General features: G+C 61.5%; 21 protein-coding genes. 6 read left to right on the top strand and 15 right to left on the bottom strand.

What is annotated here, in order from left to right:
• Positions 1 to 112: 112 nt before the first annotated feature.
• The 5 genes from N2A98_RS03015 to N2A98_RS03035 form a co-directional block, all read right to left on the bottom strand.
• Complete coding sequence (locus N2A98_RS03015; protein ID WP_275623004.1) at positions 113 to 2,173, bottom strand: TonB-dependent copper receptor; 2,061 nt, start codon at positions 2,171 to 2,173, stop codon at positions 113 to 115.
• A gap of 93 nt (positions 2,174 to 2,266) precedes the next feature.
• The gene (locus N2A98_RS03020) at positions 2,267 to 2,668 is read right to left on the bottom strand and encodes a DUF2946 domain-containing protein (RefSeq protein WP_044271073.1); all 402 of its coding nucleotides are present in this window, start codon (positions 2,666 to 2,668) and stop codon (positions 2,267 to 2,269) included.
• Positions 2,669 to 2,678: 10 nt separating this feature from the next.
• A complete protein-coding gene (locus tag N2A98_RS03025) occupies positions 2,679 to 3,161 on the bottom strand; it encodes a copper chaperone PCu(A)C (RefSeq protein WP_044271076.1) in 483 nt (160 codons plus the stop codon).
• Between the two features lie 47 nt (positions 3,162 to 3,208).
• Positions 3,209 to 3,601 (bottom strand): DUF2946 domain-containing protein, encoded by a 393-nt coding sequence (locus N2A98_RS03030; RefSeq protein ID WP_003188156.1) that lies wholly within the window; start codon positions 3,599 to 3,601, stop codon positions 3,209 to 3,211.
• A 328-nt stretch (positions 3,602 to 3,929) separates the two neighbouring features.
• Entirely contained in the window at positions 3,930 to 4,412 is a 483-nt protein-coding gene (locus N2A98_RS03035) for a DUF6392 family protein (RefSeq protein WP_082628734.1), read from the bottom strand.
• A 424-nt stretch (positions 4,413 to 4,836) separates the two neighbouring features.
• On the opposite strand from N2A98_RS03035, the gene N2A98_RS03040 reads away from it, so the two are divergent.
• Positions 4,837 to 5,088, top strand: a complete 252-nt coding sequence (locus N2A98_RS03040) for a DUF6124 family protein (protein ID WP_137205319.1) — start codon at positions 4,837 to 4,839, stop codon at positions 5,086 to 5,088.
• A 185-nt stretch (positions 5,089 to 5,273) separates the two neighbouring features.
• On the opposite strand, the gene N2A98_RS03045 is transcribed toward N2A98_RS03040, so the two are convergent.
• Genes N2A98_RS03045 through N2A98_RS03060 form a run of 4 tightly spaced genes read right to left on the bottom strand, consistent with a single transcriptional unit; the run spans position 5,274 to position 7,919 of the window.
• Positions 5,274 to 5,597: a transcriptional regulator gene (locus tag N2A98_RS03045; protein WP_014716718.1), complete on the bottom strand. Its 324-nt coding sequence runs from the start codon at positions 5,595 to 5,597 to the stop codon at positions 5,274 to 5,276.
• A gap of 5 nt (positions 5,598 to 5,602) precedes the next feature.
• Complete coding sequence (locus N2A98_RS03050) at positions 5,603 to 5,935, bottom strand: type II toxin-antitoxin system RelE/ParE family toxin (protein ID WP_019818285.1); 333 nt, start codon at positions 5,933 to 5,935, stop codon at positions 5,603 to 5,605.
• Between the two features lie 56 nt (positions 5,936 to 5,991).
• Positions 5,992 to 6,717 (bottom strand): cobalt-precorrin-6A reductase, encoded by a 726-nt coding sequence (locus N2A98_RS03055; protein ID WP_275623005.1) that lies wholly within the window; start codon positions 6,715 to 6,717, stop codon positions 5,992 to 5,994.
• Positions 6,714 to 7,919: a bifunctional cobalt-precorrin-7 (C(5))-methyltransferase/cobalt-precorrin-6B (C(15))-methyltransferase gene (locus N2A98_RS03060; protein WP_044271080.1), complete on the bottom strand. Its 1,206-nt coding sequence runs from the start codon at positions 7,917 to 7,919 to the stop codon at positions 6,714 to 6,716. The genes N2A98_RS03055 and N2A98_RS03060 overlap by 4 nt, the downstream gene beginning before the upstream one ends.
• A gap of 38 nt (positions 7,920 to 7,957) precedes the next feature.
• On the opposite strand from N2A98_RS03060, the gene cobG reads away from it, so the two are divergent.
• From cobG to N2A98_RS03085, 5 genes are all read left to right on the top strand, one after another.
• Positions 7,958 to 9,304: a precorrin-3B synthase gene (gene cobG / locus N2A98_RS03065; protein WP_275623006.1), complete on the top strand. Its 1,347-nt coding sequence runs from the start codon at positions 7,958 to 7,960 to the stop codon at positions 9,302 to 9,304.
• A complete protein-coding gene (locus tag N2A98_RS03070; RefSeq protein ID WP_034134789.1) occupies positions 9,297 to 9,923 on the top strand; it encodes a precorrin-8X methylmutase in 627 nt (208 codons plus the stop codon). Before cobG ends, N2A98_RS03070 begins: the two co-directional genes overlap by 8 nt.
• A complete protein-coding gene (locus tag N2A98_RS03075) occupies positions 9,923 to 10,654 on the top strand; it encodes a precorrin-2 C(20)-methyltransferase (protein WP_032893769.1) in 732 nt (243 codons plus the stop codon). Before N2A98_RS03070 ends, N2A98_RS03075 begins: the two co-directional genes overlap by 1 nt.
• Positions 10,654 to 12,291, top strand: coding sequence for a precorrin-3B C(17)-methyltransferase (gene cobJ, locus N2A98_RS03080; RefSeq protein ID WP_047712468.1), 1,638 nt, complete (start codon positions 10,654 to 10,656; stop codon positions 12,289 to 12,291). Before N2A98_RS03075 ends, cobJ begins: the two co-directional genes overlap by 1 nt.
• 237 nt (positions 12,292 to 12,528) lie before the next feature.
• Positions 12,529 to 13,308 (top strand): hypothetical protein, encoded by a 780-nt coding sequence (locus tag N2A98_RS03085; protein ID WP_275623007.1) that lies wholly within the window; start codon positions 12,529 to 12,531, stop codon positions 13,306 to 13,308.
• Here the strand turns inward: N2A98_RS03085 and N2A98_RS03090 are convergent.
• The 6 genes from N2A98_RS03090 to dusB all read right to left on the bottom strand — a co-directional run bounded on the left by N2A98_RS03090 (position 13,305) and on the right by dusB (position 21,965).
• The gene (locus N2A98_RS03090; protein WP_003171467.1) at positions 13,305 to 13,901 is read right to left on the bottom strand and encodes a MarC family protein; all 597 of its coding nucleotides are present in this window, start codon (positions 13,899 to 13,901) and stop codon (positions 13,305 to 13,307) included. The genes N2A98_RS03085 and N2A98_RS03090 overlap by 4 nt on opposite strands.
• Positions 13,902 to 14,593: 692 nt before the next feature.
• Positions 14,594 to 17,365 (bottom strand): hybrid sensor histidine kinase/response regulator, encoded by a 2,772-nt coding sequence (locus N2A98_RS03095; RefSeq protein WP_044271090.1) that lies wholly within the window; start codon positions 17,363 to 17,365, stop codon positions 14,594 to 14,596.
• Between the two features lie 116 nt (positions 17,366 to 17,481).
• Complete coding sequence (gene purD, locus N2A98_RS03100; RefSeq protein ID WP_078802417.1) at positions 17,482 to 18,774, bottom strand: phosphoribosylamine--glycine ligase; 1,293 nt, start codon at positions 18,772 to 18,774, stop codon at positions 17,482 to 17,484.
• A gap of 170 nt (positions 18,775 to 18,944) precedes the next feature.
• Complete coding sequence (gene purH, locus N2A98_RS03105; RefSeq protein ID WP_003188169.1) at positions 18,945 to 20,552, bottom strand: bifunctional phosphoribosylaminoimidazolecarboxamide formyltransferase/IMP cyclohydrolase; 1,608 nt, start codon at positions 20,550 to 20,552, stop codon at positions 18,945 to 18,947.
• Between the two features lie 82 nt (positions 20,553 to 20,634).
• The gene (gene fis, locus N2A98_RS03110; RefSeq protein ID WP_002555375.1) at positions 20,635 to 20,955 is read right to left on the bottom strand and encodes a DNA-binding transcriptional regulator Fis; all 321 of its coding nucleotides are present in this window, start codon (positions 20,953 to 20,955) and stop codon (positions 20,635 to 20,637) included.
• Entirely contained in the window at positions 20,952 to 21,965 is a 1,014-nt protein-coding gene (gene dusB, locus N2A98_RS03115) for a tRNA dihydrouridine synthase DusB (protein ID WP_034126416.1), read from the bottom strand. The genes fis and dusB overlap by 4 nt, the downstream gene beginning before the upstream one ends.
• Positions 21,966 to 22,055: the final 90 nt, after the last annotated feature.

Here is a 22,055-nt window from a genome sequence, read left to right on the forward strand (position 1 = left end):
CTCCGCATAAGGCTTTTGATTTTTCTTGGTCTGTTACACCGTCATCGCAGGCAAGCCAGCTCCCACATTGGAATGTATTCCACCTGTGGGGGCTGGCTTGCCTGCAATGCTTTTAGAAGCTCATGTCCACCTTGGTCCAGAGCGTACGCCCCGGTTCCTTGATGGCCTGCGGGTCGTTGGCTGGGTAACCGAAGCCTGCGTTACCGGCCAGGTTCAAGTGCTCGGCGTAAGCCTTGCCAAACAAATTGTCGACCCCGGTGCTGACCTTGAAGTGCTTGTTGATGCGGTATGCCGCATTCAACGAGAACACGCCAAAGCCGCCACTTTTGTCGTAGTCCTTGCCGACCACGTTGCCCTTGTTCGGGTCGATGCGGTTTTGTGCCGCGACCACGCGCCACAAGGCGCCGGCGCTCCAGTCGTCTTCGCTGTAAGTCAGGCCCAGGCGCGTGTCCAGCGGTGGCATTTGGGGCAAGGCCTTGCCGTCGCTGCTGTTCTTGCCCCAGGCATAGGCCAGGCTGGCGTCGGCTTTCCAGTGTTGGCTCAGCTTGTACGCCGCGCCCACTTCGCCGCCCATGATGCGTGCGTCCACATTGCGCGCCTGGGAGGTGGTGCCCATCATGCCGGGCCTGTAGTCGAACAGGATGAAGTCGCGCACCTGGCCGACATAGCCCGAGGCCCAGGCTTCCAGGTCGGCGCTCTTGTATTGGGCACCGAAGTCGAGCTGGGTGGTTTTCTCCGGTTTCACGCCGTCGAAGGCATTCACCGAACCGGCCGCGCCGGTGTTGGGGGAAAACAGTTCCCAGTAATCCGGGAAACGTTGCGCGTGGCCCAGGCCGGCATACAGCGTGGTGGGGCTGTCCGCCAGGTCGTGCTCATAACGCACAAAGCCCGAGGGCAATGTATCGGCGCGGGTGTCCCCGGCAGTCGGGTTCGGGTGCGACATCATTCCCGAGCCGGTGCGTTGACGGAAGTCTTTGGCCGAGGCGCGGTCCAGGCGTGCGCCGGTGATCAGGCGATCATTGTCGGCGGCGTACCAGGTCAGTTCGCCGAACACACCGTAGTTGTGGAAATTGGCGTCCTTGTTGCGTGGCGCATCCTTATAGGTGTCGATGCCCATGCCGCTGCGTGCACGGTGTTCATTGGTCTGTGCATCCAGGCCGCTGATCAATTGCACATCGGCCCAGCGCCAGGTCGCCTTGATACGTGCGCCGAGGGTGCGGCGGTCGACGTTGGACGCCATGGGACCTGCCATCATTCCGGTGCCCGAAGGGACGCGCAGGCTGTAGTTGTCCATCACATGATCGGCGTAGTTGTAGTAGACCTGGGCCTCGACCTTATCCAGCACCTCGCCGATATTGGATTTCTCGAAGCGTAGCCCCAGGCTTTCGCGCAGGAACTGCGAGCCATCCATGCCGCGCCCGGCGTAGCGCGCCTCGCCGTCGCCACGCCCAGCGGTGAGTTCCAGCAGGGTGTCGGCGTCGGGCGTGAAACCCACGGCTACGTCACCGTTCCACTTGTCATAGCGCGAGGCGACCGTGTCGTTGTTGCCATCCTTGTAATCGTCGGCGTGGGCCTGGTTGCCGATCACCCGCACGTAGCCCAATGGCCCGCCGGCAGCGGCATCGATGACCTTGTCGAAACGCCCGTTGGAGCCAGCCAGCACACTGGCATTGACCCGCGTGCCCAGCTCGCCGAACTGCTCCGGTTCACGCTCGAACAGGATGGTGCCCGCTGACGCGCCCGGGCCCCAGAGCACGGTTTGCGGGCCTTTGATTACGGTGAGTTTGTCGTAGGTTTCCGGCGATATGTAGGAGGTGGGGGCATCCATACGCCCCGGGCAGGCGCCGAGCATCATGCCGCCGTTGGTGAGTATATTCAGGCGCGAGCCGAACATGCCGCGCAGTACCGGGTCGCCATTGGTGCCGCCGTTGCGCACCAGGGCGAAGCCGGGGATGGTCTTGAGGTAGTCGCCGCCATCGCTGGCGGGCACCGGTTGGCGTGGGTCTTTGGGGTTGGTGACCACGGTCAGCGGCGAGCTGGGGGCAATAGCGGTGATGACCGTGGGGCTCAGCTCATGCTCGTCGGCGTGAGCGTGGGCAGCCAACAGTGCGCCGCATAACGCGGTGAGCAGGGCAGTACTTCCCAAACGGGTGTCAGCAGAAAACCTGGACATGACAAATTCCATCAATCAATCGTAAACAACACGGCCAGCAGCCTGCGGCTGTCTGTCTAAAGTCGGCCGGGGTGAAGTAACGCGGTGAAGGGCTTACGAAACGATGGGCGGCGCACGGCTACGGGCGCCGGGGAAGATGCTCTGCCGGGCATGGCCCAGGCGCGTGGCGGGGGTGAGGGCGTTGGCGGGCGGCGGGGTGCCGAGGGCCACGAACGACACACTGCCGGGCAGGGCCGGGCAGCTGAATAGCAGGTCGCAATAGCCGCACTTGGCCCAGAGTGCGTGGTGTTCGGCGGGGGCTTTGGTGTGATGGGAGTCGCCGTGGTCGCTCGGCATCTCCATGGGCATTTCCATGGACATACCGGCGTGATGATCCATCGGCATCGCCTGGGAAATCAGCGGACCGATAAAGATCATCAGCATGGCGAACAGGCTGATCCAACTGCCGCGCTTCACGCGGTAGTGGGGAGACAACCTGGCGCGAGGGGCGCCCATCGAGGTTGGCTTACTGAGCGTGCATATGCTCGTGGCCGGCCATCGGTGGCGCTTTGTGCACTGACACTTGCACCTGGACCTTGCCGGCTTTCTCGAAGGTCAGGGTCAGTGGGAATTGCTTGCCATCGGCCAGCAGGCTGCGGTCCTTGAGGCCCAGCAACATCACGTGATAGGCCATCGGTGCGAAGGTCAGCTCACCCTTGGCCGGTACGGCGACGCTGGGCACTTGTTGCATCTTCATCAAGTCGCCCTGCATTACATGTTCATGCAGCTCGGCTTTTTCGGCGACGCTGGTTTCAACGCTGAGCAGGCGATCCGGGGTAGCCCCGGTGTTATGAATCACAAAATAGGCCGCGACGGTGGGCGCATTCGGCGGCAATTCCTGGGACCAGGGATTGCTGACCTCCAAGTCGCCGGCCTTGTAGTCCTCGGCATTGGCAGCACTGAACACCGGCAGCAGCAACGCAGCCAGAAGCAGGGAAGATTTAAGCATGGCAGTTCTCCAGAACGGTTCTAAACGCAGTTCACTTGCGAAGAAAATCAGACCGTTGGAGAGGCGCGGGGGTTAAGGCTTGGCCATTGCTGGCGCGGGGTGGGATTGCGCAATAAGCGCGGCGGCAGGCTCTGCACCGCCTCGAAGCGCGTCACATACAACTGCGGCACATGCCCCGGCAACGCCACCAACGGCGCCGAACCCGAGCAACACCAGCAATGCTGCATAGCCGAGTGATCATCAGGCGGCGCCGGGATTTCCAGCTTGCCCAGGGCAATCGCCTTGAGGCTGGCACCATTGGACGAACAGAACCCGCCCCACATCAGACGCTTGATCGGGTCATCCGTCTGCTGCATCGCACTGGCCAACGGCATGGCAAACGCATTGAACAGCACTGCAAGGCAGGCGATCCAGGCAATTGCAAAGCGTTGACGGGCCATGGCGGATAATCCGTAGGGTTAAACGATCAGGCGGGTATTTAGCCTGATCGAGGGGGATAAGTAAAAAGGGCGGGTGTGGTTTGGTGTCGCAGTGGTGGGTTTGAGGATAGACGAGAACGGCCGCTTGCCAATTTTGCAGAAGGGACGCAGCGCACCAGGCGACGCTGAACACTGTGGGAGCTGGCTTGCCTGCGATAGCATCACCTCGTTCCAACTGGAAGACCGAGTCGCCTGCATCGCAGGCAAGCCAGCTCCCACCTGCCCAGCCCCCCGCTCAATCGTTTGCGCGTTCATTGATGTGCGCTTGGTAAGAGGGTGGTCAACGCGGTCAATCGCGGCCCATATCAACCAAAGTGAACGCTAAACCACATACGGTTTTATCGGATAAATATTGCACGGCAATCCTTGCGTTTGAGTGGGTTTCCAAGCTGAGTCGATAGGAATCCCATCCACCTGTAGCTCCAATCGGTAACGGTAATTTCACTGGCCCTTTGGACTCGTGTGGCATTCCAAGCGTTTTTCGGATGCTGTCTTGGTTCATTGAGAGGGTGAGGGGTACAGGCAGTTCACCGGAATACTTGGGCTCGCCTTGTGCCAGTGAAATCAGGCAAAAAACGATTCGCTCCAATCTCATGGTTTCGGCCCAAAACCAAAGCTCAACGCCTGGCTCTGGTTTATGAATGAAATGGGAGTTTTGACCGTTTTCAAATAATGGTTTTATTGACCCGGCACGAAGTAAGCCCTCGGCAACAAAATCATCGTAGGTGCGTCCCAAGCGTTTTACCAAGCGATCAATGTTTACTGCTTCCATCCTAGTACCACCCCTGGTTTTCGTTGACCTTATGCATTCGGGTGCGTGCCATCAGCATCTAACGTCTGCTTTTTCTCCGTGTTTCGCCAACCGTAATTCTCACTAAACTTCTGATGGATGTAAGACGGCATAGCAGAGCGGGCAGCATTTTTGTTATCCGTACAGGAGGGCTCAAACGCAGTCGTGGCACTGGCTTATGCAAAGGGAATGGCGTGCAAATGGCGCAAGAATCATGGTGCTGACAGGCGCAAAGCCAAACAACTGTCCGTTCGGCTAGGCATTGGGGAAAACAGAAACGTCTTACAAGGCTTTGAGGTTGTCCCTAGGACACTCCATCTCTAGTCTCCTTACACCGCTGCAAACGAAGCGGTCGGGCGTCGCGGCCCGGATTGATTAAGCTCCCCTTGCGTTAAGGAGCTTCACAATGAACAAAAACACCCTCAATACCCCCATCCGGCTATTTACCGTGGCCGATGGAATCAGCACTGAAGATCTGTTGGTCAACCTCAGCGAAACACTCGCCTCGGCCAATGCGCTGAGTTGCGACTTGGCCTTTGACCTGGAAGGCCCTAAACGAGAGGAGTTGCTGGGTGTTGCACAGTTGATCGAGCTGGCGCAGTTGCTGGCTGATCGGGTGCACAGTGGTGTCGGGCCGGGGGCAGCCGCAAGCCGCTAGCAACACAGTACAAATGTGGGAGGGGGCTTGCTCCCGATAGCAGTGTGTCAGTTGCTGATTTGTTGGCTGCGCTACTGCAATCGGGAGCGAGCCCCCTCCCACATGAGATTGTGGCGTTTAAAGAATGCTGATTGCCTGTAGCACCGCTGACGTTGCTGTGCATTCATGCTGGTTGATATTGCAAATTATGCGGCGGGTACGCCGTGGACCTGCATATCGACACCCAGGGCTTTTCTAATCACGGCAAAAATCGCCGCAAGGTTATCCATGCTGGGGTTGCCGCTGGCCGAAAGCATTCGGTGCAGGCTTTTGCTAGGTTTGGCGGTTTGTTTCGCAAGGCCTTCAAAGCCTACTGTGGCGTTGACTAAATCACGCAGGATCACGCGAGATATTTCCGGCTCGCCATTGAGAAATAGCGTAGCGGCCTCGTCGAGAAGCGCCTGGGCGAATGCAGGGTCTCGCTGGGCACGTTCAGCGATGGTGTGTTTGTAGCTACGGGTAAGCGCCATGCTGGTCACCTCTTTTGTTTCAATTTCTTGTCACGCTGATACTCATTAATCAGCGACTTTACGACCTTGATATCGCGCTTTTGACTGGACTTATCACCACCACCGAACAGGATGATTAATCGATGTCCTTCTCGTATCAAATAGATTCGCAAGCCGGGTCCCCAGTCGATACGGTATTCGCCTAGCCCATCGAACCACTTGATGTTGCTGGTGTTGCCTGTTTCAAGCCGAACTAAAGCGGTTGAAACTCGAGTTGCCGCTGGGACACTCAAGGATGAAAACCACTCATCGAACGGACTGGAATCGTTGTCGCGTTGGTATTCTTCGATCTCAATCATTAGCCGTCCTGAAGGTAACAAATAGGTTACTAATCAAGCAAGCGAGCGATCCTGACTCATCGAGTGAAGTTTGCCAACGCGCTGAGTGTTTCTTCAGACGACAGGAATTCCCTGTCTACTTGAGCCAACACCGGCCGCATCAACACCAGCACCGGCACCCCACGCTCACGCGCCACTTCCAGCTTCGGCTCGGTGGCGGTGCTGCCGCTGTTCTTGCTGATCAGCACATCAATTCGCCGTTCTTGGAATAACGCCCGCTCGTCCTCGATGAGGAACGGCCCGCGTGCGCCGATCACTTCACAGCGCTCATTGCCCGGATACACATCCAGCGCGCGCAAGGTCCAGAACTGCTCGGCGGGGATTTCGTCGAGGTGCTGCAAGGGTTCGCGACCCAAGGTGAACAGCGGGCGCTTGAAGGGTTTGAGCGCTTCGACCAACTCCGCCCAGTCAGCGACCTCGCGCCAATCGTCCCCCGGCTGCGGCTGCCAGGCCGGGCGGCGTAATGCCCAGCAAGGCACATCGCTCAATCGCGACGCCTGGGCCGCGTTTTGGCTGATCTGCGCTGCATACGGATGGGTGGCGTCAAGGATCAGGCTGATACGTTCGTCACGAATAAACTGCGCTAACCCTTCAGCGCCTCCGTAACCCCCGACGCGAACCTGGCAGGTGAGGTCGGTTGGTACGCGGCCCACGCCGGCCAGGCTGTAGATATGCTGCGGCCCCAAGGTGCGGGCGATGGCCAGCGCTTCGGTGACGCCGCCCAGTAAAAGAATCCTTTTCATAACGGTTTGACCACGTCCAGCAACGTGATCGGCAGTGCCTGGCGCCAGGTATCGAACTCGCCCAAGGGCTGCGCCTGGGCCACATGGATGCGGGTCAGTTCGCCGCCATGTTGGGCGCGCCAGTTCATCAAGGTCATTTCGCTTTGCAGGGTCACGGCATTGGCAACCAACCGCCCGCCGGGGCGCAGGTGTTGCCAGCAGGTGTCGAGCACGCCGTCGCGGGTGACACCGCCGCCGATGAAGATGGCGTGCGGTGCTTCCAGGCCGAGCAAAGCAGCCGGCGCCTTGCCGCGCACCAGTTGCAGGCCGGGCACGCCGAGGGCGTCGCGGTTGTGTTCGATCAGGCCTTGGCGGCCGGTGTCGGCTTCAATCGCCAAGGCGCGACAGCTGGGATGGGTGCGCATCCATTCAATACCGATGGAGCCACTGCCCGCGCCCACGTCCCATAATAGTTCGCCCGGCATGGGCGCGAGGCGGGCGAGGGTCATGGCGCGGACATCGCGTTTGGTCAGTTGGCCGTCGTGTTTGAAGGCCGAGTCCGGCAAGCCGGCAAGACGCGAGAGGCGCGGTGCGTTGGCATCCGCCAGGCAGTCGATGGCGACCAGGTTCAAATCGGCAACCGCAGCGTGCTCCCAGGCTTGCGCGTGCCCGTCGATGCGCCGTTCAGCCGGGCCGCCCAAGTGTTCAAACACACGGATGCGGCTGGGGCCAAAGCCGCGCTCGGTCAACAACGCGGCAATCAAGGCGGGGCTGCTGCCGTCATTGCTCAATACCAACAAGCGCACGCCACTGGCCAGGTGTGCGTTGATCGCCGCCAAGGGCCGCGCCACCACCGACAATGTCACCACCTCCTGCAACGGCCAGCCCAAGCGTGCCGCCGCCAGGGATACCGACGAGGGCGCGGGCAAAATCGTCAACTCCTCAGCCGCCACGTGCCGGACCAGGCTGGCGCCGACGCCATAGAACATCGGGTCGCCACTGGCCAGGACGCACACAGGCTCCCCACGCCGCGACAACACCGGCTCCAGAGAAAACGGGCTCGGCCATAGCTGGCGCTCGCCACCCAGACACAGCGGCAGCAGGTCCAACTGGCGCTGAGCACCTATAATCCGCGTGGCGCGCAGCAAGGCATGCCGGGCATTCCTGCCCAGGCCTTTGAAGCCGTCTTCACCGATGCCTACAACCGTCAGCCAGGGCGACATATCAATTCCTTGAACGACATCCGACGGGCAGGCTTTTCATGCCGCCGGACAAAGCAGGCATAATACCGCGCCTTTACCCGTCAACCGGTAGCCCCGTGAACCCAACGCCCGCTGTGAATACCTTGCGCCCCTCGGCTTGTCCGGGGTTGCTGCGTATTGTCCAGGCGTTGGACGGCGGCATTTGCCGGGTCAAATTGGCGGGTGGCGCGATCACCGCCGCCCAGGCCCACGCCGTGGCAGACGCGGCCCAGGCCTATGCGGGCGGGGTGATTGAGGCGACCAACCGCGCCAACTTGCAGATTCGCGGCATCGGCGCCGAGCAGGAAGCGTTGATCGCCCGGCTGCTGGCGGCGGGCCTGGGGCCCAGCAACGCGGGCGGTGACGATGTGCGCAATCTGATGCTCAGCCCCAGCGCCGGCATCGACCCGCAGATGCTGTTCGACACCCGCCCGCTGGCCGCGCAGATCCTCGCCACCCTGGAAAACCATCCGCGTTTCCATCAACTGTCGGCCAAGTTCGCGGTGCAACTCGATGGCGGCGAAGACCTGGCGATGCTCGAACATCACCACGATCTGTGGTTGTCGGCCTTCGTACGCCATGGCGAAACCCTGCTCGCGTTCGGCCTGGCCGGCTGTCCGGGTCTGGATGCGCCCCTGGCCGCCGTGCCATTGAGCCAAGGGCTTGAGTTGGTAGTGGCTGTGCTGGAAGCCTTTCTGGACCTCGCCACCCCTGAGCAAACGCGTATGCGCCATTTGCCTGTGGATAACGTGCTGAGCCATTTGCGTGTGCCATTGCTGCCATTCGACGGCTTCACACGCCCGCCCAGCGACGCCTCGCTGCAGGTGGGCACTTATCCACAAGCGCAAAAGAATCAGTTCTACGTTGCCGCCCTCGCGCCCCTGGGCCGCCTGGACCCAACGATGCTCAAGGGCGCCGCACAACTGGCCAGCGACTTTGGGGACGGCACCTTGCGCTTCACCCCCTGGCAAGGCGTGCTGGTGCCCAACGTCGAAAAGCCTCACGCCGTGACCGAACGCCTGGCGCAACTGGGCTTTATCTGCTCCCTCGGCCACCCGCTGGCGCGCATGATTGCCTGCACCGGTTCCAGCGGCTGCGCCAAAGGCCAGGCCCACACCAAGGCCGACGCCGTGCAACTGGCCGCTCTGCAACCGGGCATCGAGGTGCACCTGTCCGGCTGCCCGCGCTCCTGCGCCGCCGCGCACACCGCGCCCGTCACTTTGCTGGCGGTGAGCCCCGGCCACTACGACCTCTATTTTCGCGATGCAGCCCAGCCAGGTTTTGGCCGGCTGCACGCGCGCACTCTTTCCATTGAAGCGGCGGGCGCCCTGTTGCGCGCTCGTCCACGGAGCAACACCGATGATTGATTACATCCGCGACGGTCAGGAGATCTATCGCAACTCCTTCGCCATTATTCGCGCGGAAGCCAACCTGGACCGCATCCCGGCTGATTTGGAAAAACTCGCGGTGCGGGTGATTCATGCGTGCGGCATGGTCGAGGCCATCGACGGCCTGCAATTTTCCGAAGGTGCCGGCAAGGCAGGGCGTGACGCGTTGGCCGCTGGTGCGCCGATTCTGTGCGATGCGCGGATGGTGTCCGAAGGTGTGACCCGCGCACGCCTGCCGGCCAATAACGAAGTGATCTGCACCCTGCGCGACGACAGCGTGCCGGAGTTGGCGCGGGAGCTGGGCAACACCCGTTCCGCCGCTGCCCTTGAGCTGTGGCGCCCGCATCTGGAAGGCAGCGTGGTGGTGATCGGCAACGCACCGACCGCCTTGTTCTACCTGCTGGAAATGCTCGACGCCGGCGCGCCGAAACCGGCGTTGATCCTCGGTTTTCCGGTGGGTTTTGTTGGCGCCGCTGAATCCAAGGCGATGCTCGCCGCTGACAGCCGTGGGGTGCCGTTCGTGATCATGCAAGGCCGCCTGGGTGGCAGTGCCATGGCGGCCGCCGCCGTCAATGCCCTGGCCACGGAGGTCGAATAATGCAGGTGCGCGGACGTTTGATCGGCCTGGGCGTCGGCCCCGGTGACCCGGAACTGATTACCCTCAAAGCTTTGCGCCTGCTGCGTGAATCGCCGGTGGTGGCGTACTTCGTGGCCAAGGGCAAGAAGGGCAATGCCTTCGGCATCATCGAAGACCATCTGGTACCGCAACAGACCCTGATGCCGCTGGTGTACCCGGTGACCACCGAAGTGCTGCCGGCGCCGCTGTCCTACGAGCAGGTGATCAGCGACTTTTACGACAACGCCAGCCTCGACGTGGCTGCGCACCTGGACGCAGGCCGGGACGTGGCGGTGATCTGCGAAGGTGACCCGTTCTTCTACGGCTCCTACATGTACCTGCATGACCGCCTGGCCGAGCGCTACGACGCCGAGGTGATTCCAGGCGTGTGTTCGATGCTCGGTGGCGCCTCGGTACTTGGCGCGCCGTTGGTGTACCGCAACCAGAGCTTGTCGGTGCTCTCCGGCGTATTGCCCCATGAGGACCTCAAGCGCCGCCTGGCGGATGCCGATGCCGCCGTGATCATGAAGCTGGGGCGCAACTTCCCGAAGGTGCGCCAGGTGTTGGAGGAGTTGGGTCTGGCCGAGCGGGCGCTGTATGTGGAGCGTGCGACCATGGCCAACCAGAAGATTGTGCCGCTGGACCAGGTGGAGCCGATGTCTTCGCCGTATTTCTCGCTGATCATCGTGCCCGGTGAACGGTGGCAAGGTTGATGACCCCGGCGATTGTGATTCTGGGCCAGGGCAGCCTGGCGACTGCGCGCAAGCTCCAGCAGGTTTACCCCGGCGCGTTGATCCACGGCCTGGTCACTCGGGTTGAAGGTGCAGACCGTACCTACAGCGAATTCGGTGCGACCTTGCGTCAGCTCTATCAGCAGGGCACACCACTGATTGCCCTGTGCGCCGCGGGCATTGTGATCCGCACCCTGGCGCCGTTGCTGCTGGAAAAGGGCGAAGAACCCGCCGTGCTGGCCGTGGCCGAAGACGGCAGCGCCGTGGTGCCGTTGCTCGGTGGCCTGGGCGGTGTGAATGTGATGGCACGGGATATCGCCGCGGCACTGGGCGTATCCGCGGCAATCACCACCAGTGGCGAGCTGCGTTTTGGCACCTGCCTGCTCAACCCGCCGGCGGGCTATCAATTGGCCGATATCGAGTTGGGCAAACGCTTTGTCTCCGACCTCCTGGCCGGCGAAAGCGTGCGTATCGAAGGTGCGGCGCCATGGCTGGAGGAGGCTAACCTGCCTCAGGATCAACAAGCGCGCCTGGCGATCCATGTAGGCAGTGCCGAGCGCACACCGGCAGCCAACGAGTTGCTGATTTACCCGCAGAATATCTATGTCACTTGCCGGCCGGGTGCACAGTTGGCCGAGCGTGTGCGCACAGCGTTGCAGGAGGCGGGTGTGGCCGTGCAGTCCCTGGCCTGCCTGCTGGCCAGCGACCTGCAGATGGCTGACGCGTCCTTGCATGAAGCCGCGTCGGCTCTGGGCGTACCGCTGCGTTTTGCCGCGCTGACACCCGTTGCAGATATCAGCATTACCGTGGCCGAGCAGCCCTTGGACCTGTCACTGGTGGGGCGCCCGCGCGGGCGTCTGGCGGTGATCGGCCTGGGCCCCGGCGCCGCTGAACTGATGGTGCCGGCGGTGAAGGCGGAACTGGCGCGTTGCACCGATGTTTTGGGGTATGAAACCTACGTGCGCATGGCCGGGCCGTTCCGGGACGACCAAGTGCAACACTGCACCGACAACCGCGAAGAAATGCAGCGCGCCCGCCACGCTTTCGAGTTGGCTGCGCAAGGGCGTTCGGTGGTGGTGGTGTCGTCCGGCGACCCTGGCGTATTCGCCATGGCTGCGGCAGTGATTGAAGCGCTGCACGAGTCCAGTGAGCCGGCCTGGCACCAGGTCGACCTGGAAATCCTGCCGGGGGTGTCCGCCTCGCTGGCCACCGCCGCCCAGGCGGGCGCGCCGCTGGGGCATGACTTCTGTGTGATGTCGCTGTCGGATAACCTCAAGCCCTGGTCGATCATCGAAAAACGCCTGGACCTGGCTTCCCAGGCCGACCTGGCCTTGGCGTTCTACAACCCGATCTCGCGCTCCCGGCCTTGGCAACTGGGGCGTGCCCTGGAGATCGTCGCGCTGCATCGCACGCCACTGACGCCGGTGGTGCTGGGCCGTGACATCGGTCGTCCAGGCCAGACGCTGCGCGTCACCACCTTGGGGCAACTGACCCCCGAGCAGGTGGACATGCGCACCATGGTGCTGATCGGTTCATCCACCACCTGTGTGTTCCCGCGCGCCGGTGGGGGCGAGTGGGTGTACACGCCACGTTGGTATGGCGACAAACCCAACTCCTGAAAACAGCCCCGTTGGCTGCCGGAAAGCTCCGAATAACCCAGGGATTCCCCTGGCGTTGTTCGGGGCTTTTTCTTTTTTTTGCGTAGAAAACCGCATACCTGCCCGCCGCGCCTTGTTATTGCTGGGCGCTGGTTTTGGGCGGGGCAGGCCAAGGGATGTTTGTCGCATGGAAAGCGAGCAGCTCCCTGGACTAGGGTGGAGACAAGCCCCATGTGGGGTGCTTGTGGAGAACAGAAAATGGAGCGACGTCACAGAAGGATCAACAGCAAAAAAAGGCGCAAGTTGATTGCCGCCTACAAATTGCCGGGCGCCCCTGCACGGCAGGCCATTTGCGCGTTGGATCGCGAAGATGATTGCAATGCGGCCGTGGTCAACAACGGGGTGATTTCGTTTGCCGAAGGGTTATCGGCGTTGAACCGGGAATACGTGCGCAAAAGCTATTTGCTGGCCAGCAGTTATGTGAGCGATGTGCTGAACGTCCAACGGGGTAGCGAGGCGTGGTACGAGGAATTTATCAAGGTCATGGTCAGCCTGGGCTGGCTGCCGCTGCGCAGTCGCTTTGAGCGGGTCTCGCGTGCGGGCAAGGGCCTGACCGTGCAACTGGCGGCGCTGAATATCATCGCCTCGATGCTGACGTCGACGGCGCTGTCCGGGCCGTTGCTCAGTGCATTGCCAAAACTGGCCGCCGATGCGCTGGACGCATTGAAGCGTCAGCCAGCGTCTTTCGAGCTGTTCAAGCGCAATTGCGCGGTGCGCGAGGGCGGCGATTTCGGCCTGGCCTCCTGCGCTGAAACAGACGGCGAATTGATCATGGTGCTGGTGACCTACAGCACCCATGGTGTGGATAAACAGATGGGCCTGCCGTTCCTGGAGTGGGACAGCTCCTCGTTCGAGGCCTTCAGCGGGCAGACTTGCCTTGTGCTCAATACCTCGATGGTCAACGAGAAAACCATCCAGCTGATGCGCGAAAGCGCCGGTGACAAAGTCGAAATGGCGATCGCCAAATACCGGATCTAGGGCACCAGGTAGCCGCGTACCCCGGTAAAAATGATTTGCGCGGCCAGGGCGCAGACGAACAGGCCCATCAAGCGGCTGACAATCTGCAAGCCCTGGTCGCCGAGAATGCGTTCGATACGGTTGGACAGGTACAGCACCACGCCCACCGTCAGGCTGGCCAGGGCAATACTGAGGATGGCGGTGAGCTTGTCATCCCAGTGCGGTTGGCTGACGCCCATCACCAGCAAGGCGCCGATGGTGCCGGGGCCGACGGTGAGGGGGATGGTCAGCGGCACGATGGTCACGTCCTGCTGCACGTTGTCGGTCTGCACCGCCGACTTGCCTTGGGCCATGCCCAGGGCGGAGATAAACAACACGCTGCCGGCGCCGATGCGGAACGCGTCGACGGTAATGCCGAACACACTGAAAATCACCCGGCCAAACAGGTAGAGCAGCACGCTCGATACCAGAGTGGCCAGTGCGACTTTCCACGCCAGGCGCCGACGCTCCTTGCTGGAATAGCCACGGGTCAGGCTGATAAAGCAGGACAGCACAAAGAACGGGCTGTAGAGCACCAGCATCTTCAGGTAAACGCTGAATAACACGTGGAGCATGGGGGCGGCTCGCGGGCGGGGGAAGTGGGGAGGAGTCTATCTGACAGAGATCAAATGTGGGAGCTGGCCTGCGATAGCGGTGGGTCAGTTAACACATCAGTGACTGATACATCTCTATCGCAGCATAGGTATCTACACAACTTCGGCGAGACGCTGACCCTGTGGCGAGGGAGCTTGCTCCCGTGATGGCCTGACAGTCGACGCTGATCTAGCTGATGCACCGCCATCCAAATGTGGGAGCTGGCTTGCCTGCGAAGACGGCCTGACAGGCAACACAGTTGGACCGGGTACATATCCGTTATTTAGGTAGCGGCCACTTAGGGTTCCGCTCTGACAGCGGGTCACTTTTGGAAAAGAGCCCCAAAAGTAACCAAAAGGGCTCTTGCCCCACCACTCGGCACCTCGCCTAGGCTCGGTGTGCCCGTAATCCGCCAGTGATTTGGGGGGCCGCCGCCACGCGCCATCCATGGCGCGGGGCGGCTAAACCGGCATCCCTGCCGGTTTACCCCCCAAATCCCTGTCGAATTCCGGCCAGCGTGGTTTAACGGGGCGCTTAAGATCAAGATCAAGAGCAGATCAAGATCAAGGGCGGCTCGCTTCGCATCGTGGTTACCGTTGAGCGCTACCGAGTTGTGTAGATACCTATGGCTATCGCAGGCAAGCCAGCTCCCACAGGGGATGGTATTTCAGGTTCAGGATGGGGCGTGTTCCGGGCGCTGTTGGCGCTGCGCCACCCAGTAGTCCACCAGCTCGCGCAGTTGCGACAGCTCCACCGGCTTGGCCATATGCCCGTCCATGCCTGCCTGGCGTGCGCGTTCTTTGTGTTCCGAGAGAATGTGCGCCGTGAGCGCCACCACCGGCGTGCGCACGCGTTGGTGGCTGACTTCCCACGCCCGCAGTTGCTGCGTGGCAGAGAAACCATCGAGGATCGGCATCTCGCAGTCCATCAATACCAGGTCATAGCGCTGGGCTTTCATCGCTTGCAGCGCTTCTTCGCCGTTGCTGGCGGTGTCCGGGTTGAGGTTGAGCTTGCCGAGCATGCCGCGAATCACTTTGGTGGAGATGCTGTTGTCTTCGGCCACCAGGATGCGGAAATCACTGGGTACGGTGATGGCTACCGGCGCGCTGGGGGCCGGGCGGGCAACGAGGGCGCCTTTGCTGCGCTGGGTCAGTTCATCGGCCAGGGTGGTCTTGAGGGTATAGCCCGCCACCGGTTTGGCGAGGATGCGCTTGATCCCGCAGTTGCGCGCAATGATCTTGCTCGGCGCGTTACTGATGCCCGTGAGCATGATCAGCAGGATGTCGTGGTTCAGGCTCGGGTCTTCCTTGATCTTCGCCGCCAGTTGCATGCCGGTCATGCCGGGCATGTTCTGGTCCAGCAGCACCACATCGAAGTAATCACGCAGGTGCGCCTTGGTGCGCAGCAGCGCCAGGGCCTCCTTGCCCGAAGGCGCGGCGCTGACGTTCAGGCCCCAGGCCGTGCATTGCTGCACCAGCACTTTGCGGCAGGTGTCGTTGTCGTCCACCACCAGCACGCGGGCGTCCTTGAGCGGGCCGTCGAGGTCGCTGGTCGGGTGCTCCAGGCGTTCAGGGTCCAGGGGCAGGGTAAGCCACAGGGTGCTGCCCTGGTGACTGCCGCTCTTGACGCCGAACTCGCCGTTCATCAACAGGATCAGTTGGCGGGCGATGACCAGGCCCAGGTGGCCACTCAAGCGCGTCGCCGAGAGGAAGTTTTTGCTGTGCAGTTCGCTGTGCAGCAAGGCGTCGCGTTCGGCGGCTTCCATGGGGATTCCGCTGTCTTGCACGGCAATACGCAGGCGTGGCTTGGTGCTGCGCTCATCCAGGGCGACAACGATCAGCACTTCGCCTTCATCGGTTTTGTGCAGGGCGTTTTCCAAAAGGCTCAGCAACGCCTGGCGCAGCCGCGTCGGGTCACCGCTGATCACCCGTGGCACCTGGGGCTGAATAAAGCTGATCAGCTCGACATTCTGTTGCTCGGCCTTGGCGCGGAAGATGCTCAGGCAGTCGTCGATCAATGCATTGAGATCGAACTGCACATCATCGAGTTCGATCTGGCCGGATTCGAGCTTGGAAATGTCGAGAATCTCGTTGATCAGGGTGAGCAACTCATTACCGGCGCTGTGGATGGTCTGCACATAGTCGCGTTGCTTAACCGACAACGGCGTACCCAGCAGCAACTCGGTCATGCCCAGCACACCGTTCATGGGGGTGCGAATTTCGTGGCTGATCTTCGCCAGGAACTCGGCCTTGGCGGCGATTTCGGCGTTGCTGGCCGCCAGGTCGCGGCTGAGGCTGAAGCGGGTTTCAACAATGGCGCGCTGGCGCTCGCCGAGGGCCAGGCTCATCAGCAGGCCGCTGAGGCAGATAAAGCTCAGCAGGGTGACGATCAGGCCTTGTGGCGCCACCAGGGTGAGGCCGAGCAGCGCGGGCAGGATGATCAGCGTGCCGATGTTGAACACCACCATGGCCGCCACGAACAAGCGCGCCGGGCGGTAGCCTTTTTGCCAGTGATAGGCCGAGACAAACAGCATGCTCAGGCCCGCCAGCGCGACCAGGGCATAGGTGATGATGTTCAACGGCAAGGTATTGACGAACAACAGCAGCAGGCCACACAGGATGATCAGCAGGATGTCAGCCATCAACACCTTATTCAGCGGATGCGGGCCCAGGGGCATGAAGAAGCGGTAGGCAAACATCAGCCCGCAGGGCGCGGTCAGCAGCAGGGCCAGGTAGGCGCCAGGGGTCTGGATCGCGTGCCAGTTCGGCAGCCACGGCCCCACTAGGTTGAGTAGCAGCGCCAGGCTGAGCATCAACAGGAACTCGCACGCGGCCAGCCACAGGCTGCTGCGCGAGCGGTGGTAGGCGAAGCGCGTGAGGTTGTGCAGGATCAACATCGACAGCACGCCGAACAGCAGGCCGTAGATCAGCGTCTGGTTCTGGTTGGCGGCGGCCAGTACCGCAGGTTCCAGGGTGATGTAAGGGCGCAGTTCGTGTTCCGAAACCAGCCGCAGGTACACCTCCAGAGGCTGTTGGCTCTGGGGCATCGGTAACATGAAGTCGCTGCTGGGCAACGGACGCTCAGCCTGGGGTTGGCGAGTGCCGGTGATTTGTTGCTCCACCAGGGTGTCGCCGTCCAGCACGTACAGGCTCAGGCTGGACAGGTCCGGGGCGAACACCCGCAGCACTTGTTCGTGCTTGCCAGGCTGCAACCTGAAACGCACCCACAACGCACCGTCCGGCTGCGCGGCAGTGATGCGGTCCAGTTCGATGGGGCTGAATTGATTGGTGTAGCGGGAGGAACGGATGTCGCTCAGTTGCAGGTCGGCCTGTTCATCAAGCAATACCGCCCAGCCACTGCCTTGCGCGGCGGCCTGGGCCGGTAGCAAGCAGAGCAAAGTCAGCAGACTGATTGTGAAACCTATGGCGATCCTGAGCCAGCGCACGGCGAAATCCCTTCGGTAGTTGGATGCACGGGTTAACTATGCGCGGGGCGACAGGGTACGGCAAGGGCCAAAGGCCCTCACCTAACCGAACGGATAGCTACTGCAAGTGTAGCTGCTCAGTTGTTCTCACCACGTTCGCGGGCAATGGCACGGTAGCCAATGTCGGTGCGGTAGAAGCAGCCCTTCCAGTCGATTTTCGCCGCCAGTTTGTACGCCTGTTGTTGCGCGGCATCGACACTGGCACCCATCGCGGTGGCGCACAATACGCGGCCACCGGCGGTTACAACTTTGTCGTCCTTGAGCGCGGTGCCGGCATGGAAGACCTTGCCTTCCAGCGCAGCGGCCGCGTCGAGGCCTTCGATCACATCGCCCTTGGCGTAGTCGGCAGGGTAGCCACCGGCCGCCAGCACGATGCCGACGCTCGGGCGTGGGTCCCATTGCGCTTCGACCTTGTCCAGGGCCTGGGCGAGGGCGGCTTCCACCAGCAGCACCAGGCTCGATTGCAGGCGCAGCATCACCGGTTGGGTTTCCGGATCGCCGAAACGGCAGTTGAACTCGATGACTTTCGGGTTACCGGCTTTGTCGATCATCAGGCCGGCGTAAAGGAAACCGGTGTACACGTTGCCTTCATCGGCCATGCCACGCACGGTTGGCCAGATCACCAGGTCCATGACGCGCTGGTGCACGTCGGCGGTGACCACTGGTGCCGGGGAGTAGGCACCCATGCCGCCGGTGTTCGGGCCGCTGTCGCCGTTGCCGACGCGCTTGTGGTCCTGGCTGGTGGCCATTGGCAATACATTCTTGCCGTCGACCATCACGATAAAGCTGGCTTCTTCGCCGTCGAGGAATTCCTCGATGACCACACGCGAACCCGCGTCACCAAAGGCATTGCCGGCGAGCATGTCGCGCACGGCGTCTTCGGCTTCCTGCAGGGTCATGGCGACGATCACGCCTTTACCGGCAGCCAGGCCATCGGCCTTGATCACGATCGGTGCGCCTTTCTCACGCAGGTAAGCCAAGGCCGGCTCAATCTCGGTGAAGTTCTGGTAATCGGCCGTCGGGATCTTGTGGCGAGCCAGGAAGTCCTTGGTGAAGGCTTTCGAACCTTCCAGCTGGGCGGCGCCAGCGGTAGGGCCGAAGCAATCCAGGCCACGGCTGCGGAACAGATCAACAACACCTGCTACCAGCGGCACTTCCGGGCCGACGATGGTCAGGGAAACATTCTTCTCGGCAAAATCTGCCAACTGCTCCAGGGCCAGCACGTCGATGGCGACGTTTTCGCACTTGGCTTCGATGGCGGTACCGGCGTTGCCGGGGGCCACGAAGACTTTCTGCACGCGTGGGTCCTGGGCTACTTTCCAGGCCAGGGCGTGTTCACGGCCACCGCTGCCAATGATCAAAACATTCATTTCAAAAACCTCGGATGGAGCAAATTCGTGGGGGCACTGTTGGCTGTTTTCCTGTGGGAGCTGGCTTGCCTGCGATGCGGGCACCTCGGTGTGTCAGTTGCACCGAGGTGATGCCATCGCAGGCAAGCCAGCTCCCACATGAAGCCAGTGCCCGCTAAAGATCCAGTCAATCAGTGGCGGAAGTGGCGCATGCCGGTGAAGACCATCGCAATGCCCGCTTCATCAGCGGCGGCGATGACTTCTGCATCACGCATCGAGCCGCCCGGTTGGATCACGGCAGTCACGCCTGCTTTCGCGGCGTTGTCCAGGCCGTCACGGAACGGGAAGAACGCATCGGATGCCATCACCGACCCCACCACCTGCAAACCGGCGTGTTCTGCCTTGATCGCGGCGATACGTGCCGAGTTCACACGGCTCATCTGGCCGGCGCCGACACCGATGGTCTGACGGTTCTTGGCGTAGACGATGGCGTTGGACTTGACGTACTTGGCCACTTTCCAGGCGAAGATCAGGTCGTTGATCTCTTGCTCGGTCGGCGCGCGCTTGGTCACGACTTTCAAATCATCGCTGCCGATCATGCCAATGTCGCGGCTCTGTACCAGCAGGCCGCCATTGACGCGCTTGTAGTCCCAGGCCGCGGCGCGGTCTGCCGACCACTCGCCACAGGCCAGCAGGCGCACGTTGGCTTTGGCGGCGACGATGGCGCGGGCTTCTTCGCTGACGCTCGGGGCGATGATCACTTCGACGAACTGGCGCTCGACGATGGCCTTGGCGGTCTCGGCATCCAGCTCGCGGTTGAAGGCGATGATGCCGCCGAATGCGGATTCGGTGTCGGTGGCGTAGGCCAGTTCGTACGCCTGGCGGATACCGCCTTCAGCGTCCGGGCTGACGGCCACGCCACACGGGTTGGCGTGCTTGACGATCACGCAGGCCGGCTTGACGAAGCTCTTCACACATTCCAGCGCAGCGTCAGTGTCGGCCACGTTGTTGTAGGAGAGTTCCTTGCCTTGCAACTGAGTGGCGGTGGCGATGCCCACTTCGGCCGGCTTGGCTTCCACGTAGAACGCCGCGCTCTGGTGCGGGTTCTCGCCGTAGCGCATTTCCTGGGCCTTGATGAACTGGCTGTTGAAGGTGCGCGGGAACTGGCTGCGGCCTTCTGTGCTCAAGGTTGGCGCCGCCTGGTTCACGGTGCCCATGTAGTTGGCGATCATGCCGTCATAGGCGGCGGTGTGTTCGAACGCTTTGAGCATCAGGTCGAAGCGCTGGGCGTAGGTCAGGCCACCGGCCTTGAGGTTTTCCAGGACGCTGGCGTAATCGCTGGCGTTGACCACGATGGCCACGTCTTTATGGTTCTTGGCCGCCGAGCGCACCATGGTCGGGCCGCCGATATCGATGTTTTCGATGGCGGTCGGCAGGTCGCAACCTGGCTTGTTGATGGTGGCTTCGAACGGGTAGAGGTTAACGGCCACCAGGTCGATCGGCTTGATGCCGTGCTCGGTCATGATGGCGTCGTCGATACCGCGACGGCCGAGGATGCCGCCGTGGATTTTCGGGTGCAGGGTCTTGACGCGACCGTCCATCATTTCTGCGAAACCGGTGTAGTCCGCGACTTCTACTGCGGCCACGCCGTTGTCCTGCAGCAGTTTGAAGGTCCCGCCCGTGGAGAGGATTTCCACACCCAGGGCTTCCAGCTCCCGGGCAAATTCGAGGATCCCGGTCTTGTCGGAAACACTGATCAAGGCGCGGCGGATCGGCAGGCGGGTGGTCTGGTCGGTCATCTCAATTTCCATCAAAAGCAAAGGAAGTCAGCAAAAAAGGCGACCGGTTTTACGCGGGCGCCTTTCTGGTTTGATTGAATGCTTACAGCAAATCGTACTGCTTGAGCTTTTTGCGCAAGGTGCCACGGTTGAGGCCCAGCAGCTCACTGGCTTTGGTCTGGTTGCCCTTGACGTAGTTCATCACGCTTTCGAGCAAGGGCGCCTCGACTTCGGAGAGCACCAGGTTGTACACATCCGTGACGGAAGCGCCCTCAAGGTGGGCGAAATAATTGTGCAGCGCCTTCTCGACACTCCCGCGAAGGGTCTGGCCTTCTTCGCTCGGCGTGTTGAGGTGCTGTTTCAAATTGACGTTGTCGCTCACGGGTGTTGTTCCACTCACTAAAGTCTCGGTCATCATCGTCATGCGGCCACCCCTTCTCCATCCCCTGTTCCCAGGCTCTTGTCGCGTCCGGCGAAGAACTCACGAACGGTGGCGACCTGTGCCTGCGTTTCATCCAAACGATTGAACTGAGCGCGGAATTCCTTGGCGCCCGGCAAGGTGGCGAGATACCAGCCGACATGCTTGCGAGCAATGCGTACTCCCATCACGTCCCCATAGAAGGCGTGCAGGGCGGCCAGATGCTCTAGCAGAATACGTTCCACCTCGACCAACTCTGGTGCCGGCAAGACTTCACCGGTACGCAGGAAATGCTCGATTTCACGAAAAATCCACGGCCGCCCCTGGGCGGCCCGGCCAATCAACAAACCATCGGCACCGGTCGCGTGCAGCACGCGCCGGGCTTTCTCGGCACTGTCGATGTCGCCATTGGCAAAGACGGGCATCGACACGGCCTGCTTGATCGCGGCAATGGTGTCGTACTCGGCTTCACCGGTGTAAAGGTCGGCGCGGGTGCGGCCATGCACCGCCAGCGCTGTAATACCTGCCTGTTCAGCGATCTTCGCCACCGTCAGGCCATTCTTGTTGTCCCGGTCCCAACCGGTACGAATCTTCAGGGTCACCGGCACATCCACTGCGCCGACAACGGCCTGCAGGATCTCGGCGACCAACTGCTCATCTTTCAGCAGTGCGGAACCGGCGGCCTTGTTGCAGACCTTCTTGGCCGGGCAGCCCATGTTGATATCGATGATCTGTGCACCCAGCTCCACGTTGGCCCGGGCTGCATCCGCCAGCATCTGCGCATCGCCACCGGCGATCTGCACCGAGCGTGGCTCGGGATCACCTTCGTGGATCATGCGCATCCGCGACTTGCGGGTGTTCCACAAACTCATGTCGCTGGTAACCATTTCAGAGACTACTAGACCCGCGCCCAAACGCTTGCACAGCTGACGAAAGGGCTGGTCGGTGACACCCGCCATCGGGGCGAGGATCAAGCCGTTTTGCAATGTGTATGGGCCGATGCGTACCGCCGACATAGGACTTCCCTGTTGTGGGGCCGGATCATTAGAGTTCGAAAAAGGGTTGGCATGATACCCGCTCTCGATGACTGGTTAAAGGCTGAATTG

Origin of the sequence: Pseudomonas sp. FJ2-5-13, assembly GCF_029201605.1 — a bacterium.
GTDB lineage: Bacteria > Pseudomonadota > Gammaproteobacteria > Pseudomonadales > Pseudomonadaceae > Aquipseudomonas > Aquipseudomonas lactis.